Genomic DNA, 15,005 nt, shown 5'->3' with positions numbered 1-15,005 from the left:
GTCGGTTTCGCCGGCGTCCATCGAGCCGAACCAGAGCGAGCCGTCCGCGGCGGCAAAGCCGTCGTTGAAGCGGTTGTTGGGCAGGTCAGCTTCGATGGGGCGCAGTGGGGAGAACTGGCCGGTTTGGTCGTTGAAATGGTAAAGGCCGTCGTCGAGGCCGACGATGAAGCCGGTGGTGCCAGTACGAACTTGGGTTCCCGCCGAGGGCCGCCTTGGCGCGGGAACGACGGAGCTTTGGTTATCAGCCCCAGCTACACCACCGTCGTTCCCGCGCAGGCGGGAACCCAAGTTCTCCATGCCGCCACTGACTTGGTCCCCCGCCGAGGGCCGCCCTGGCGCGGGAACGACGGAGCTTAAGGTAGCGGCCGCCGGCACAATAAACCCCGGCCTCCCCGGCGCACTCCACGACTTCCGCTGCGTTCCATCCGCCGCGCAGCGATGCACCTGGCGCCCGCGGATATCCACAAAATACACGTAATTGCTGGCGGCATGCCAGATCGGGCCTTCCCCCAGCTCGGCACCCACCGGCCACAGACAAACAGGCTGTTCCATGCTCATGCTCCGTACCATCCAGCGTCGACGAAATAGTCGCGTCCGGTGCAGCGTCCCGCGTTACCCGAGGACAAAAACAGCGCCAGCGCCGCCACATCCTGCACTTCCACCCGCTCGCGCAGGCATTGCCCGGCCAGGATCCTGACCTCTTCATCCGGCGTGTGCCACAGCTGCTCCTGGCGCGGCGTGCGCACCGCTCCCGGAATGATGCAGTTGACGCGAATGCCATCGACACCCAGATCGCGCGCCAGTCCCCGCGTCAAACCTTCGATGGCGGCCTTGGCAGTCATGTACAGGCTCAGGTTCGGCAAGGCCAGGTGCCACGAAATCGATCCCATGTTCAGAATCACGCCGGCGCCCTTGACGCGCATGCCCTCGGCGGCAGCCTGGGCGCAAAAGAACTGGTGGCGCAGGTTGACCGCCATGCGCTGGTCCCAATAGGCCGGCGTGACGTCCTTGACGCCGTGGCGGTCATCGTTGGCGGCGTTGTTGATCAGGATATCGACCGCCCAGCCGCCCTGCCCGATGCGGGCAAACACGGCAGCGAGCGCTTCCAGATCGGTCAGGTCGCAAGGCAGGAATACAGGCGGATGGACGGAATCGGCCAGCGAGCGCGCCAGTTCCTGCGACGCTTGCTCGGCAATGTCGACGAAAAACACGCGCGCGCCCTGGCGTGCAAAGGCGCTCACCATTTCCGCGCCGATGCCGCTGCCGCCACCGGTGACCAGCACAGTTTTACCGGCAAGATCGGGGTAGATCGCGTAAGTCAGATTGCTCTGTTCGCTCATTGAGTCATTCTCGGCAGGCTGCGGCGGGCCAGGTTGTCGAACAGCGCGCGCACGCCGAAGGTCCACGGCGCGACCAGGTCGCTGCGCTGGACTTCATTGACGAGCGTGCCGAGCGAGGGCGTGGAAATGCTGACGCGGTCGCCCAGGTGATGGGTAAAGCCGGCGCCGGCGGCGTCACGGTCCTTGATCGGCGAGAACATGGTTCCCAGAAACAGCATGAAGCCGTCCGGATATTGATGGTGCTTGCCGCACACCTGGCCCACCAGGTCGAGCGGGTCTCGGCTGATTTCGCGCATGCGGCTCGCGCCTGCCAAGTGGAAATCGTCATCGGCGCCTTCGATCAGCATGCTGACCTCGGCATTGCGGATGGTATCGATCGTAAAGTGCTCGTCGAACAGGCGGATGAACGGGCCAATCGCGCAAGAGGCGTTGTTGTCCTTGGCTTTACCGAGCAGCAAGGCGCTGCGGCCTTCGATATCGCGCAAGTTGACGTCGTTGCCCAGGCTGGCGCCGCGCACTTCGCCGCGGCTGTTGACGGCAAGGACGATTTCCGGCTCGGGATTGTTCCACTTGGAATCGGGATGCAGGCCGACGTCGGCGCCAAAACCCACGGCCGACATCGGCTGCGACTTGGTAAATACTTCGGCGTCGGGGCCGATGCCCACTTCCATGTAGGGCGACCACAGGCCGCGCGCGATCAGGTCTTGCTTGAGCTTGTCCGCCGCGGGCGAGCCGGGCTTGATGGCCGAGAGGTCGTCGCCGATGCATTCCTGCATGGCCGCGCGCAGTTCGCCGGCGCGGGCCGGGTCGCCCTTGGCCTGTTCCTCGATCACGCGTTCGAGCAGGCTGACGGCGAAGGTGACGCCGCACGCCTTGATCGCCTGCAGGTCGTTGGGGGCCAGCAGGCGGGTGCTGTCGGTCCCGGCCTTGGCGTTGGCCAGCAGCTCGTCCAGCGTGCCGAGCGCGTCGCCGGGGGCGTTACGGGCAATTTCCGGTGCGTCGGCGCGTTCGAGCAGCTCGGCCATGGTGGCGGCGTGCGCGCTGATGTCGATGAGCTGGCCCTGGCGCAGCACCACCACCGAAGGACCGGTACCGGCGCGCCAGACGCGGCCGACCAGCAAGGCCCGTTCCACATCGACCGGCAACATCGATTTTACTGAATCTGTCATGTCTCTCTTCCCGATTGGTATCGATGCCGGCCGGGGATGTCCCTTGCCCGGCATCACGGGATAGATGGTGCCCTTTGTGTTGTGTGTTTTCAATTATGAAATCCACCAAGGGCGATCATGATTATCAGCAGGGCCGGCGAACGTCGCTGTTGCTTATTGATCGGAATGACCGTGCGGCGTTTGACAGTCGTTTCCTGTGAGCATAATCTTCCAGAGCAACTGTGCCCGCGCGAGTGGCGACGCTCGACTCTTCCCTCGCGTTGCCGGCGACGACACCAGCAGTCAATCCACTCCAGAGGCCCGCCTTGAAAGACTATTTTCGCTCCAGCCAATCGCGCTTCATCGCGCTGTTCTCCGCCATTTTCGTCGGCTTGCTGGTCATTACGGTGGCGGCCATCGCGCTGTTCATCACGCCGGAGCTGAAACGCGCCGAAGGTCAACTGATCGGCCATGATGTCAACAACATTGCCATCAAGATCACTCAACAACTCAAGCAGGTCGAGGCGCAGCAGCGTGCCATCACCCAGACCGTGGCGTTGATGGACAGCGCCGCGATCGACACCCTGCTGCCGGGCCTGGTCGACCAGTACGGCGATGCGAACGTGTTCGGCGGCGGCATCTGGCCCGTACCGAAAAAGCGCGATCCGGAAAAAGAGAAATTCAGCACCTTCTACGCCCGCGACGCGGCCGGCAAGCTGCAGGTCAACACCCACTGGAATACGCCCGAGTCGCTCAAATATTTCGAGCAAGCCTGGTGGCAGGGTGGCGCCAAGGCACCCAAAGGCCAGTGCGCCTGGGCCAAGGCTTACAAGGACGATGCGAGCGCGCAGCCGCGCACCAACTGCGCCATGGCCATCTACAAGGACAATGAGCTGTTCGGCGTCTCCACTGTCGACGTCACGCTGGGCTTTTTCAACCGCCTCGTGGCGGACATGGAAGCGGCCGTGCACGGCCAGATTCTGATTCTGGAACACGACGGCAAGATCGTCAGCAACAGCAGCTATATCAAGAGCGAGATCGTGCTCAAGAACATCAGCGACCTGGCTCCCAGCTCGCCGCTGGCGGCGCAGCTGGTCAAGGTACTGCCGCAGCTGGGCGACAAAGCCGCGCTGGAATCGGCGTACCGCAGCGATGGCACCGACCACACCCTGTTTATCGCCACCATTGCGGGCAGTCCGTGGGTACTGGCCACCAGCCTGCCGAATCATCTGCTCAGTCAACAGAGCGACCGCATCCTTCACACGCTCGGCATGGTGCAGATTCCAGTCGCCATCGCGATGCTGATACTGATCGTCCTGGGCATCCGCATGGTCATGCACCGCCTGGACGTTTTGAAGGGCAACATCGACGACCTGTCGGCCGGCGACGCCGACCTGACGCGCCGCCTGCCGCCCGGTGGCGGGATGGAGTTCGACGCCGTTTCGAGCAGCTTCAATGCCTTCATCGAGCGCCTGCAGAGCATGCTCCAGCAAATCGGCATGAGCACCCAGTCGATCGCACTGGCCTCGCGCGAGATCGCGGCCGGCAATCAGGACCTGTCCTCGCGCACCGAGGCGCAGGCCAGTTCGCTCGAAGAGACGGCGGCCTCGATGGAGGAGCTCACCAGCACCGTCAAGAACAACGAGGACAACGCCAGCCAGGCCAACCGGCTGGCACTGGAGGCGTCCACCGTGGCCGCGCAGGGCGGCAACATCGTGTCCAGCGTAGTGACCACCATGGGCTCGATCGAGCAATCGTCGCGCAAGATTGTCGACATCATCAGCGTCATCGACGGCATCGCCTTCCAGACCAATATCCTGGCGCTGAACGCGGCCGTGGAGGCGGCCCGCGCCGGCGAGCAGGGTCGCGGCTTTGCCGTGGTGGCCTCCGAAGTACGCAATCTGGCGCAGCGCTCGGCCGCGGCGGCCAAGGAAATCAACGCGCTGATCGGCGAATCGGTGGCCGGCGTCGACAAGGGCGCCGCGCTGGTGGCCGAAGCCGGCACCACGATGCAGCGGATCGTCGCCAGCACCGACAAGGTGGCCGGCATCATCGGCGCCATCATGGGCGCCAGCGCCGAACAGAATCTCGGCATCGGCCAGGTCAACCGGGCAATCACCGAGCTGGACGATACCACCCAACAGAACGCCGCCCTGGTCGAACAGGCGGCGGCAGCGGCGCAGTCCCTGCAGCAGCAGGCCGCCAACCTGGAACAGATCGTCGGCGGCTTCAAGCTGTATGAGGGGGGCAAAATGGCGGCGTTGCCGCCAAGCCCCCCTGCCCGGCGCCTGACGCGCGCCCCAGCCAAGCAGCCCTGAAGCCCTCGGCCATACACTCATCAAGCCCGCTTGCGCCGGCTCATCATGCCGACCACGGCCAATCCGAGCCCGAACAGCGCCATGCTGCCCGGCTCGGGCACGGCCATGGCGCTGGCGTCCACGCGCAAGCCCTGATCGAGCCCCAGGCCGGCGGCATCATGCCACTGGCCACCCTGCTCAAGCGCGTAACCGTCCAGCGCACTGGCAACCGAACCAGGCATGCTGGCCTGGCTTTCGCTGCCGTAGGTCGAGGTGAACACGACCCAGTAACTGCCCTGTTCCACCGCCCAGTTCAGGCCCGCCGCACCGTGCCATGCCGCCTCGCCCAGGCCGGTGGCGAAGCTTGCCGAGCGCAGCGCGCTACCCGGAATGAAGCCGCCCTCGCCATCGGCGCGATTGCTGAACAGGCTGATGCTGACCGCGCCGGCATCGGTGCTGAAGTAGCCTTCGACGCTGTTGATCGTCAGGTCGGACAGAACGGAAAACCGGCCCGCGTAGCTGTGGCCGCTGTTAAAAGCCCAGCCAGCGCCGACGGCGTTCGACGGCGTGCCCGTGTCGGCCACCAGGGCCGCTTGGGCCACCCCGGGCGCCACGCCCAGCGCGAGAAGAAAAACGACAGTCATACGCAATCGCTCAAAAAACATGGTGATCTCCAGATCGTAAAGGTGATGTGATTACTTGAGCTTGCCGGCACCGGCCTGCGCGGGTACGGCGAGAAGGGTCGAGCTCGCCGTCTGCAGTGCGTACAGATACGGCGGGGTCCACAGGTTGGCTGCGTCCGGGCGCGCCATGCCGCACTGGCCGTCGACCGCATTGGTGCCGGCGCGGTCGCTGGTAAAGATGTGGCCGGACGAGCGGAAGCCGATGAAGCCCTTGCCCTTGATGGCCTTGCCGCAGAACTCGGACAGCTTGAGGCCGGTGATGTTGTAGTAGCTGTTTTCAACCAGCATGTTCGAGCGGTAGCGCGCATCGGTGCCGCTTTCGAACTTGACGTCGGTCTCCTTGGTCATCACGTTGCCGGTGATGAGATTGTTGGACATGTGCACTTGGCCGTAGCGATTGAGCGGCAGGCGCGCCGCTACCGAACTCCACCAGTTGCCCGAAAACGTCACATGCAAGCGGCCCTCGTCGCTCCAGGCGCGGCCGCCGTCGCCATTGCCGACCAGCGTGGTCTTGTGGTGATTGGCGAAATAGCTGTTGGCGATGGTGACGTAATCGCTGCCGCGCACCACGTCGAGCGCGCCGTCATGCCGCGTCTTGTACGTGCCGGTGGCGAGCGACTCGGGCGTGTCGCCATCGCTCACGCTCAGGTGATCGAGGAAAATGTTCTGTCCGCGCGAGACGGTGATGCCGTCGGCGTAGGCATTGCCCGCGTCCTCGGGATTGACATCCCACGGCGTGTCGATCACCAGGTTGCGCACGATGATGTTGCGGGTCCAGGTCGGATAATCCTCGCCGTCCTTGCCGTCCTTGATCCACTTCTTGAAATCGGCTTCCGGATCGCCGCCCGGCGCCAGCGCCAGTTCGCCGCCGATCAGCAGCGCGGTGCCCGTCATGCGCGCCGGCCGGCCCTGGGCGTCGTTGATGCCCACCAGGGTGGTGTTCGACGGCAGGTTGATCGAGCCGCCGTATTTCTGATCGGCGTAGCTGGTGTATTCCTTGAACACCGTATTGTTCTGGCTCCAGCGCAAGTCGATGTGGCCGACCACGCGGATGATCTTCGGTTCGTTGCCGGCTTCCTTGATGGCGGCCACCAGTTGCTGGCCGTTGAACACGGTGTAGACGCGGTCGGAGCGGGCCGCGCCGCCCCCCGTGACCACCACCTTGCCCTTGCGCGACCAGGTATGCCAGCCGGTGGCCGGCGCGCTCTGGCGCTCGAAGGTGAGCACGCCGCCGGTCGGGTCGACCCGGGCGAACTGCCACGCCGGCAGCTTGGGCGCGGCCATGTAGCTGGCGGGGTCGTGCTTGCCGTTCACCAGGACGGGCGCCGAGTAGTTGCGCACGCCGTACAGGGCCGTTTGCAGGGGCGTGCTGGCGCCAACAAAAGTGCTCGCGTCGAGCGGGGCCGCCTGCGCGGTGGATGCCAGCATGAGGCTGACGGCGAGTAAGGTGGTTTTCATGGTTGTCTCCAATGAAGAAAATAGAAAATGGCGCGCGTTCTTTTGTTGAACGCTTCAATGCGCCTCGCATGACGATCCCTGCCCGCGCGCTGGGGCCTTGCCTGCGGCAATGCCGTATCGGCGTGAAAAACGTCGCGGCAAGCCGCAGCGCATCACGGTCGACCGGGTTCAGCTGGGTGGGTAGGGAACAGCTTTCAGCATCCAACAGCGATGACTGAGACAGGTACCTCGCGTACCTGTCGCCGTTGCGAGGAAGGCGGGGAGCCGGGTTCGCGCAGGTCAGGATCGGCGCCGGCAGCCCCAAGCGGGGTCGTCACGGCAGCGACGACTTCATACTACGCGGGATAAGATGATTAAACAATCAGCAAGTTGTATGATGTGTGGTTTTCGGGCGGCGGATCGCTGCCTGGCCCGGTGAAAAACAAGGACTCCGACCATTTGACAATGCCGCAACGACGGCAAGTAAGCGCCATGCCTCATCTCTCGATTCGATTCGTCTGCTACCTCACGCTCGGCTGGCTGATCGCCATGCCATTGAGCGGCTTCTTTGGCGCGATGTTGCCGCTTATATTGATTTTTTGGTGTGTGGGCGGGTGCATGCATTTTGCTGCGGACATCATCAATATCGCATCGGCGATCAGACGCGCCGCTCGCCGCTCGGCATCCGAAAAATGGAACGGCCGCTATTACGCGTATTACGGCGCTCAGATCCGCTTGTGTCTGGTGGACGGCATGGTCTGGATCGTGGAGAAGGATGTCCGGGCGATCATTTCACCCGCCGTCAGCGAGCGCGAACAACGCCTGCTGGGCGCCGATTACGCAGCCATTCCCGGCACCGCGCTGTACGGTTATAGTGAGCAGGGTTTATTACGGCTGATTAAAGTGAGGCTGATGCGACGGGGTGGAGAAGCAGACATGAAGAAATTCATCGTATGGCTTCAAAACGAAGCGCTGCCTAACGTAAAACGCGTTCCGACGTCATCGGCGATATGACTCGGCGACTTCCGATCCATGCCAGGCGTTGGATCGAGCGCCAGCGCGGCCAGCAAGCCAGGTAGCGCCAAAGCGCCCGGACCATCTTCCGTTCCTGGCCTGTGCGAAAAGGCCGACGCTGCGAAAAGCAGTTTGTCGGCCATCAAAACGCTCGAATGCCTGTCAAAAAATGTGCATGCCACCGTTGACATGCCCAACGTCACCTACCAGTTCGATCGTACCGGTCCTTGGGTCTAATCGGCTTACGGCAATACACACGTTATTAATACTGTGGATATAGCCAATGGCACCGGTAGGCATGCCCCGGACTTTGGTCGACCGATGCAGCCCCGTCATGCCATGCGCGGTGCGCCAAATGATGTCTTGATGTTCAGAAACTGTACCAGTGAGACCATTAGGAAAGCTGACACGCGCGATCAGAACCCGGGAAGATTCTCCTTGCAGTGCTGGCCTGACAGCTGATCCGGTCTGGTCACGGCGAATATTTAAACGTGGCATACATTCTCCAAGTGTTGGAAGGTGGTGGGACGGCACTCATCGTGCAAATTTTTTGTGGTCCATTTAGCGGCTGCTACGTATCGTAAGCCAAACAAAACAGGTCCACTGCGATCGCGATTCCAATGCATCCAGGCGCGAAGCTAATCGTTCCGACCAGCGTCTGCCAAGGCTTGCCAGGCTAGTCCTAACGCGGCAAGAGGAATACTGGTCAGGCACCTGCTGCGAAAGACGCTTCGACACCAGCTCTCGTTTTCAACGAATTCCTGATTCGCCGGCTCATCATCCTGAGCATCGATTTGCCAGTTCCGCCGCGCGAAAGTGCACTTTTGATATCATTATATATGTCTAGACGTGTCAATCAATCATTTTTTTAATCAAAACCCTCCCACATCGAAGTGGAGCTTGCGGATTAGCTGACCTCGCCTATCGCACGAAGCGCTCATGGCGCCCGCGGCCGTGCGGCGCTCACTCGGTTTGGCTTTCGACCAGTTGAAAAGCCGGCGCACGGGTCACGTCGACATGGCGCGCGCCCGGCTAGGACTGCAGCGACAACCTGTACACCGTGGTCTGCCGGTACACCTGCCCCGGCCGCAGAATCACCGCCGCCGCGCACTGCCCGTTCAACTGATCCGGATACGCATGCGCTTCCAGGCAAAACCCGTCGTGCCGCGCGTACGGCCGTTCCGCCCTGCCCTGCACGCCATCGAGCCAGTTGCCGCTGTAGAACTGCAATCCCGGCTCGGTGGTCGACACCTGCAGGCGCCGCCCCGATCCCGGGTCGACCACCCGCGCCACCTCGCGCAGCGGCCCCGCCCTGCCCATCGCATGCGGTTTGACGCAGTAACAGTGATCGAAGCCGCCCGCCAGGCGAATCTGCGCATCCGGCCAGCCCAGGCGCGGCCCGATCGCGGCCGGCTGGCGGAAGTCGAACGGCGTGCCGCCCACCGCCGCCACCCCGACCGGAATGCCGCCCGGGTCGGTCTCGAGATAAAAATCGGCATCGATCTGCAGCATGTGGTCGCCCACGTCGGCGCTGCCGCCATTCAGGTTGAAGTACGGATGCGCGGTCAGGTTGACCGGTGTCGGCGCGTCCGACACCGCCTCGAAGTCGATGGTGAGGCGGCCTTCGTCGTCGAGCCGGTAATGCACCTGCACGTCGAGCTTGCCGGGAAAGCCGCCGTCGCCGTCCGGCGAGCTAAGGCGCAGCGACACGCCGGCGTTCGATGCGTTCAGTTTCCAGCGCGCCTTGTGAAAGCCATCGTCGCCGCCGTGCAGGTGATTGCCGCGGTCATTCACGGCCGTCTGCACCGGCGCGCCGTCGAGCATGAAGCGGCCGCGCGCGATGCGATTGGCCCAGCGTCCGATGACGGCGCCGAAATAGGCGCTGTTATCGGCATAGCCGTGCGCGTCGCGATAGCCGAGCAGCACGTCGGCCACCTTGCCATACCGGTCCGGCGCCCACCACGACACCAGCGCCGCCCCGCGCTCGCTGATGGTCAGGCGCATGTCGTTGGCGTTGCGCAGGGTGAACAGCTGGTCTGCGGCGCGCAGCGCAGGTGTGGCAAGGAATTGGTTGGTCGTCATTACGAATCTGCATGTTGAAATTGGGGATCCGGCGCCGGCTCGGCCTGGCCTTGCAGGGCCTGGTCCTGGTAGGCGCGCGGGGTGCAGCCAAGCTCGCGCTTGAACACGGAGTGCATGTACTGGCTCGAGGTGAAGCCGCAGCTGAGCGCCACATTGGCCAGGTTGCAGTCGCCGCGCTCGAGGATGGCAATCGCCGCGTCCAGGCGGAAGCGCAGGATCTCGTCGTGCACGCTGCAGCCGAGCTCCTGGCGGAAATACGATTTCAGCGACGAGCGCGAAATGCCGACGTAATCGGCCACCTGCCCGGTCTTGATGCCCTGGCAGGCGTACTGGCGGATGAAGTGGCGCGCGCGCATCACGTGCGGATGCTTGGCCGGTTCGTGCTTGCTCGACGCCAGCACGTTGATGCCGGCCGGCGGCACCAGGATGCGGGTATTGGCCAGGCGCGCGCCGTGCAGCATCTGGTCGAGCAAATGGGCGGCGGCGCGGCCCATTTCCTGCGCGCCCTGGATCACCGAGCTGAGCGGAATGCGGGTGAGCATGCGCGCCAGCGGGTCGTTGTCGATGCCGATCAGGGCCACCTGTTCCGGCACTTCGATGCCGGCGATCATGCAGGCCTGCATCAGCTGGCGCGCCCTGGCATCGGTCACGGCGATGATGCCGCAGGGTTTGGGCAGGCTGTGCAGCCAGTTGATCTGCTGCTGCACCGCTTCGTCCCAGGACGGCGCGCTGGTGCCCTGGCCGCGGAAGACTTCGGCTTCCATGCGGTCGCGCCGCATCAGGCTGCGAAACGCGTTTTCGCGTTCCTGGGCCCAGCGGTTTTCTTGCGCTTCGGGCAGGCTGAACAGGGCGAAATGACGCAGGCCGGCTTCGATCAGATGTTCGTAAGCCAGTTTGATCAGCTTGAAATTGTCGGTGGCCACGTAGGGAACGCCGGCCGGGTAGGCGTTGACGTTTTCGTAGGAGCCGCCCACGGCAACCACCGGAATGCGGCTGCGCGCGAGGGCGGCGGCGACCGCCGGGTCGTCGAAATCGGCGATCACGCCGTCGCCCTGCCAGTCTTCGATGCCGGGCAGGCGCAGGCGGAAATCCTCTTCCAGGAACAGGTCCCACGAGCTGCGCGTGCTCGACAGATAGGCGGCGATTCCTTCAATAACTTCACGATCGAAAATCTTGTTTGCGTTAAACAGCAATGCGATTCGATGCGATTTTGGCATCAACATGGTGGATTGTCTCCTTAGGCCCCGCTGGCGCACCTCTTTATCGGGAGCGCTTCCTTTATTTATTGTATAACCAAAACTAATTGCTTTAGTATCAATGAACTGGACGGTGTAGCGGGGCTGCGGCTCATTCTGCAAGCAACGCAACGGAGTTTCAATTATGAAAATCACCAAGCGGCGTAGCGATTCTCGGTGAAGGCCGCGCGCCGCATAGCGCGCCGCATGGTTCGCGGGATGGGATGGGAAGCGCAAGCGCTTGCCGCTTGCGGAGCAGGGAACTGCGCACGACGAACACCCGCGCGCAGCCTCAGTCCCCATGCCGGCGCTTGGCCAGGAGGCCTACGGCAGTTTAGCGCGCACGACTCCCTTGTCCACAGTCACATACAAACGGCCATCCGCATCCATCGCCAGGCCCATCGGCGCTCCCAGCCCACCGGGTAACTCGCCGGTTTTGGTCTGCGCTTGCCCAGCCACGCCCAGGACCGTCGTGACCACGCCGGCGGGCGTGATCTTGCGAACGGTCGCATTGCCGCGGTCGAGCACGAACACATTGGCGGCCTTGTCCACCACTAACTGGGTCGGCTGATTGAAGCGTGCAGCCTTACCGGTGCCGTCGGCGCTGCCCGCCTCCGTCACGGCGCCGGCAAAAATGCTGGCGCTTCCGGTCGGGGTGACCTTGATGATGGCATGGCGGGCCGTGTCGGCGATGTAGCCATTGCCCACGCTGTCGACGGCCAGGCCGCCATCGTTACGGCCCAGCCGTCCCGCTGTCGCGCCAAGATCGGCGGGATAGGTATAAGTAAATGGGCCACGCGGGTCGTACCCGCCGTTCCTGTAGCCCGATTCCTGCGAATACACGACCCGCCCGCTGCCGTCGGGATTGACGGTCTGCCAGCCATTGAAGCTCACGCCGAAATAGCCCACGCCGGGGGTGCTGGACGGGGCATAGTCGCCGGCCCCGTAGGCATGAAGCACACCTTCCGGGCCGATTGCCAGCGCGACCGGACGCTGCGCGATGGTGGTGGGCAGCCGGCTGTCATTCGCATGGGTCGGCGTATCCGCCAGGCGGATCGTGCCGACCACGCCAGCGGCGCTGATCGGACGGATGACGCCATAAGAATAGGACGAGCCCATACCGGACATCTCGAGCGCATACAGGGTCTGGCTGGTGGAATTGAAAACCAACTGAACGACTTGTCCCGGAGCCACTGCGGCGCCCTCGCTGGTATAGGTGCTGGTTCGATTGATGAAGGGAGAAACCGTCCCGGTTTGCGACATCTTCACGACTTCAATGACTGGCCCCGTGATGACCGAGGATGGCAGTTGCTCCGGCGAACCATTGCCGACGTAGATGGTGCCCGATGCATCGACCGCAATCCCTCCGGGCCTGAACTGCTTGCCGACCATGCTTTCGCCCAGGAGCTTGACAGGTGGTTCAGGCGGCGGCGGTGGCGGGACGGGCGCAGGTGTGCTGTCGGACGAGCCATTGCAGGCGCTGAGTAAGAGGCCCGAAATAACCAGACACAAGGGATTGATTCGGAAGGTACGAAGGATCGGGAACATGAATGCCATCTGAAACGTTTTAGGAAAATCATTATTGCATGATATATATCAATAAACCATGCGCCCGGCCCGATGATCCTCGAATTTTTCATACATCGGTCTCTGGCGGTGCCCGATAAACTGCCCGATTACCCAACCCGCATATGCTCAAGCACGCCCCCATCCGTATTCTCGGCACAATCGCCCTCCTCGCCGGCGTCATCGCCGTGCCGCTGTACGCCAGCGACAAGCCCAAGCACACACAAACCCCGTCGGCAACCGTCCCCTATTCCCAGACCACGGTTACCTTCGCCAATCCAGGCGGCCCGGACCGCCTGGCCGGGACGCTGACCGTGCCGCCCGGCGCCGGTCCGTTTCCGGCAATCGTCATCGTTCCCGGCTAGGGCCAGGTCAATCGCGACGGCGATCTGTTCGGCCACCAGTTCTACCGTGTCCTCGCCGATGAGCTGACCCGGCGTGGGTTCGCCGTGCTGCGCAGCGACAAGCGCGGTATTGGCGAATCGAACGGCAGCTTCGACACCGCCACCACCGCCGACTTCGCCTCCGACATCGAAGCCGGCGTCGCCTTCCTGCGCTCCCGCAAGGACATCAACCCCCAGCGCATCGGCCTGATCGGCCACAGCGAAGGCGCCATCATCGCGCCGATGGTGGCCGGCAAGGACCCGCGCATTGTGTTCGTCGTGATGATGGCTGGAAACGGCATTCGCGGCGACCAGATGCTGCTCGACCGTACCCGCAAGCAGCAAATGGCCGGCAAGAGCGCCACCGAAATCGAGCGCGAACTGGCCCTGCAAAAAGCCGTCTTCGCCGCCGTGACCGCCGACGTGGCGCCCGCCGAGCGCGAAAGCCGCGCCCGCCAGCTGTATCTGGACGCGCAGAAGCGCTACGGCCGCGCCTGGTCGCCGGACGAGTTGGCGCCCCTGCTCTCGCCATGGATGCGCAGCTTCCTGGCATCGGACCCGGTGCCGGTGCTGCAGCGGCCGCGTTGCGCCATCCTGGCCCTGGTCGGCGAAAAAGACCAGGTGGTCATGGCGGAAGAGAATATCCCTGCCCTCACGCGCGCGCTGGCCGGCAACCCCAACGCCAGCGTCAAGCGCCTGGCGGGCTTGAACCACTTTTTCCAGACTGCCGGCACGGGCGCGTTTTCGGAAGTGGCCGGCATCGGGGAAACCATCGCCCCGAGCGCGCTGGAGCTGATCGGCTCGTGGGCTGCCCTGCACTCGGCACCATAGCCATCACGCCCGGGCGGCTAGCGCCAGATCCGGGTCGTTGTCGAACAGCGCCGCCAGCCAGCCGGCAAACGCGGCCAGTGTGGGCGCCGCCATCCGTCCCTGCGGGTACAGCAGCGACACCGGCATGGGCGTGGGCGGCGTGTCGGCCAGCACCTGCACCAGCGAGCCGTCGGCCAGGTGCTTGCGTACCTGATAGGTGGCGGCCTGCGTCAGCCCCAGCCCCTGCAAGGCGCAGATAAGGTTGGCGCCGGCATCGTTGACCGCAATCGGGCCGCTGATGGCGATTCTTGTCACCGCGTCGCCCACCACGAAATCCCAGTCGAAGGGCCGCCCCGTGCGCGCGGAAAAATGCACCACGCTGCGATGCGCGTGCAGATCCGCAATGCTCTTTGGCACACCATGGCGCGCCAGATAGGATGGCGCGGCGCAGGTGACAAAGCGCATCTCGCCAATCTGGCGCCCGATCATCGAGGAATCCTGCAACTGCCCCACCCGCACCGCGCAATCGATGCCATCCCGAATCATGTCGACCAGGCGGTCGGTGATGCTGATGCCCAGTTCGACGTCGGGATAGGCTTCATGAAAAGCGGCAATGTGCGGCAGGATCACGTTCCGCGCCAACGCCGACGGCAGGTCGATCCGCAGCTTGCCCTTGGGCCGCGTCGAGCCGGCGCCGAAAAACGGTTGCTCGGAAGCGTCGATCGCCGCCAGGATCTCGATGCAGTGGGCGTAGTATTGCGCCCCGTCGGGCGTGAGCGAGAGCTTGCGGGTGGTTCGCTGGAGCAGCTGGCGGCCGAGAAAAGCTTCCAGGTTCTTCATCGTCGCCGTCAGCGAAGCGCGCGGCAGGCGCAGACTCTCGGCCGCACGCGAAAAGCTGTTCGCCTCCACGATCCGCACGAAGGTTTGCATTGCTTTCACCTTGTCCACGCGTGTTCTCCGGTCGATTGTTCATATATTGTGAAAAGTATAGGTGCATTATGGGCATATAA

The 15,005-nt window shown here is 63.6% G+C and carries 14 protein-coding genes and 1 pseudogene; 5 read left to right on the top strand and 10 right to left on the bottom strand.

What is annotated here, in order from left to right; genetic code table 11:
- Nucleotides 1–3: 3 nt before the first annotated feature.
- The 3 genes and pseudogenes from CR152_RS35060 to CR152_RS19530 form a co-directional block, all read right to left on the bottom strand.
- Nucleotides 4–552: pseudogene (locus CR152_RS35060) on the bottom strand (SMP-30/gluconolactonase/LRE family protein); the annotation flags it as partial.
- A 2-nt stretch (nucleotides 553–554) separates the two neighbouring features.
- Nucleotides 555–1,340 (bottom strand): D-xylose 1-dehydrogenase, encoded by a 786-nt coding sequence (xylB, locus tag CR152_RS19535; RefSeq protein ID WP_099877383.1) that lies wholly within the window; start codon nucleotides 1,338–1,340, stop codon nucleotides 555–557.
- Nucleotides 1,337–2,509, bottom strand: a complete 1,173-nt coding sequence (locus CR152_RS19530; RefSeq protein ID WP_099877380.1) for a fumarylacetoacetate hydrolase family protein — start codon at nucleotides 2,507–2,509, stop codon at nucleotides 1,337–1,339. Before CR152_RS19530 ends, xylB begins: the two co-directional genes overlap by 4 nt.
- Before the next feature lie 305 nt (nucleotides 2,510–2,814).
- Between CR152_RS19530 and CR152_RS19525 the strand changes: the two genes are divergently transcribed.
- Nucleotides 2,815–4,806: a methyl-accepting chemotaxis protein gene (locus CR152_RS19525; RefSeq protein WP_208640153.1), complete on the top strand. Its 1,992-nt coding sequence runs from the start codon at nucleotides 2,815–2,817 to the stop codon at nucleotides 4,804–4,806.
- A gap of 20 nt (nucleotides 4,807–4,826) precedes the next feature.
- Here CR152_RS19525 and CR152_RS19520 read toward each other — a convergent pair whose 3' ends face one another.
- Both CR152_RS19520 and CR152_RS19515 read right to left on the bottom strand, forming a co-directional pair.
- A complete protein-coding gene (locus tag CR152_RS19520; RefSeq protein WP_157778614.1) occupies nucleotides 4,827–5,429 on the bottom strand; it encodes a PEP-CTERM sorting domain-containing protein in 603 nt (200 codons plus the stop codon).
- A gap of 51 nt (nucleotides 5,430–5,480) precedes the next feature.
- Entirely contained in the window at nucleotides 5,481–6,926 is a 1,446-nt protein-coding gene (locus CR152_RS19515; protein ID WP_099877374.1) for a pectate lyase family protein, read from the bottom strand.
- Nucleotides 6,927–6,937: 11 nt separating this feature from the next.
- Between CR152_RS19515 and CR152_RS33120 the strand changes: the two genes are divergently transcribed.
- Nucleotides 6,938–7,144 carry a hypothetical protein gene (locus CR152_RS33120; protein ID WP_157778613.1) on the top strand — a complete coding sequence of 69 codons (207 nt, stop codon included), beginning with the start codon at nucleotides 6,938–6,940 and terminating at the stop codon, nucleotides 7,142–7,144.
- Nucleotides 7,145–7,340: 196 nt separating this feature from the next.
- On the top strand, nucleotides 7,341–7,919 hold the full coding sequence (locus CR152_RS19510) for a hypothetical protein (RefSeq protein ID WP_157778612.1): 579 nt from the start codon (nucleotides 7,341–7,343) through the stop codon (nucleotides 7,917–7,919).
- A 162-nt stretch (nucleotides 7,920–8,081) separates the two neighbouring features.
- On the opposite strand, the gene CR152_RS33115 is transcribed toward CR152_RS19510, so the two are convergent.
- From CR152_RS33115 to CR152_RS19490, 4 genes are all read right to left on the bottom strand, one after another.
- The gene (locus CR152_RS33115; protein WP_157778611.1) at nucleotides 8,082–8,417 is read right to left on the bottom strand and encodes a hypothetical protein; all 336 of its coding nucleotides are present in this window, start codon (nucleotides 8,415–8,417) and stop codon (nucleotides 8,082–8,084) included.
- Between the two features lie 534 nt (nucleotides 8,418–8,951).
- A complete protein-coding gene (locus tag CR152_RS19500; protein ID WP_099877367.1) occupies nucleotides 8,952–10,001 on the bottom strand; it encodes an aldose epimerase family protein in 1,050 nt (349 codons plus the stop codon).
- The gene (locus CR152_RS19495) at nucleotides 10,001–11,224 is read right to left on the bottom strand and encodes a XylR family transcriptional regulator (protein WP_099877364.1); all 1,224 of its coding nucleotides are present in this window, start codon (nucleotides 11,222–11,224) and stop codon (nucleotides 10,001–10,003) included. The genes CR152_RS19500 and CR152_RS19495 overlap by 1 nt, the downstream gene beginning before the upstream one ends.
- A 336-nt stretch (nucleotides 11,225–11,560) precedes the next feature.
- Entirely contained in the window at nucleotides 11,561–12,628 is a 1,068-nt protein-coding gene (locus CR152_RS19490) for an NHL repeat-containing protein (protein WP_099877361.1), read from the bottom strand.
- A 299-nt stretch (nucleotides 12,629–12,927) separates the two neighbouring features.
- On the opposite strand from CR152_RS19490, the gene CR152_RS19485 reads away from it, so the two are divergent.
- Together CR152_RS19485 and CR152_RS19480 are read left to right on the top strand one after the other, a co-directional pair.
- Nucleotides 12,928–13,167, top strand: a complete 240-nt coding sequence (locus tag CR152_RS19485) for a hypothetical protein (RefSeq protein ID WP_099877358.1) — start codon at nucleotides 12,928–12,930, stop codon at nucleotides 13,165–13,167.
- A gap of 24 nt (nucleotides 13,168–13,191) precedes the next feature.
- Nucleotides 13,192–14,016, top strand: coding sequence for an alpha/beta hydrolase family protein (locus CR152_RS19480; protein WP_099877355.1), 825 nt, complete (start codon nucleotides 13,192–13,194; stop codon nucleotides 14,014–14,016).
- Between the two features lie 3 nt (nucleotides 14,017–14,019).
- On the opposite strand, the gene CR152_RS19475 is transcribed toward CR152_RS19480, so the two are convergent.
- Nucleotides 14,020–14,943 carry a LysR family transcriptional regulator gene (locus CR152_RS19475; protein WP_099877352.1) on the bottom strand — a complete coding sequence of 308 codons (924 nt, stop codon included), beginning with the start codon at nucleotides 14,941–14,943 and terminating at the stop codon, nucleotides 14,020–14,022.
- Between the last annotated feature and the right edge of the window lie 62 nt (nucleotides 14,944–15,005).

Origin of the sequence: Massilia violaceinigra (assembly GCF_002752675.1) — a bacterium.
GTDB classification, from domain to species: Bacteria; Pseudomonadota; Gammaproteobacteria; order Burkholderiales; family Burkholderiaceae_D; genus Telluria_A; species Telluria_A violaceinigra.
This window is presented reverse-complemented; position numbering and strand designations above follow the sequence as displayed.

Excerpts from the sequence above, each read along its gene's own strand:
- CR152_RS19515 (WP_099877374.1), bottom strand. The coding sequence starts at position 6,926 with ATGAAAACCACCTTACTCGCCGTCAGCCTCATGCTGGCATCCACCGCG.
- CR152_RS19520 (WP_157778614.1), bottom strand. The coding sequence starts at position 5,429 with ATGACTGTCGTTTTTCTTCTCGCGCTGGGCGTGGCGCCCGGGGTGGCC.
- CR152_RS19500 (WP_099877367.1), bottom strand. The coding sequence starts at position 10,001 with ATGACGACCAACCAATTCCTTGCCACACCTGCGCTGCGCGCCGCAGAC.
- CR152_RS19490 (WP_099877361.1), bottom strand. The coding sequence starts at position 12,628 with ATGGTCGGCAAGCAGTTCAGGCCCGGAGGGATTGCGGTCGATGCATCG.
- CR152_RS33115 (WP_157778611.1), bottom strand. The coding sequence starts at position 8,417 with ATGCCACGTTTAAATATTCGCCGTGACCAGACCGGATCAGCTGTCAGG.
- CR152_RS19495 (WP_099877364.1), bottom strand. The coding sequence starts at position 11,224 with ATGTTGATGCCAAAATCGCATCGAATCGCATTGCTGTTTAACGCAAAC.
- CR152_RS19485 (WP_099877358.1), top strand. The coding sequence starts at position 12,928 with ATGCTCAAGCACGCCCCCATCCGTATTCTCGGCACAATCGCCCTCCTC.
- xylB (WP_099877383.1), bottom strand. The coding sequence starts at position 1,340 with ATGAGCGAACAGAGCAATCTGACTTACGCGATCTACCCCGATCTTGCC.
- CR152_RS19530 (WP_099877380.1), bottom strand. The coding sequence starts at position 2,509 with ATGACAGATTCAGTAAAATCGATGTTGCCGGTCGATGTGGAACGGGCC.
- CR152_RS33120 (WP_157778613.1), top strand. The coding sequence starts at position 6,938 with ATGAAGAAAATAGAAAATGGCGCGCGTTCTTTTGTTGAACGCTTCAAT.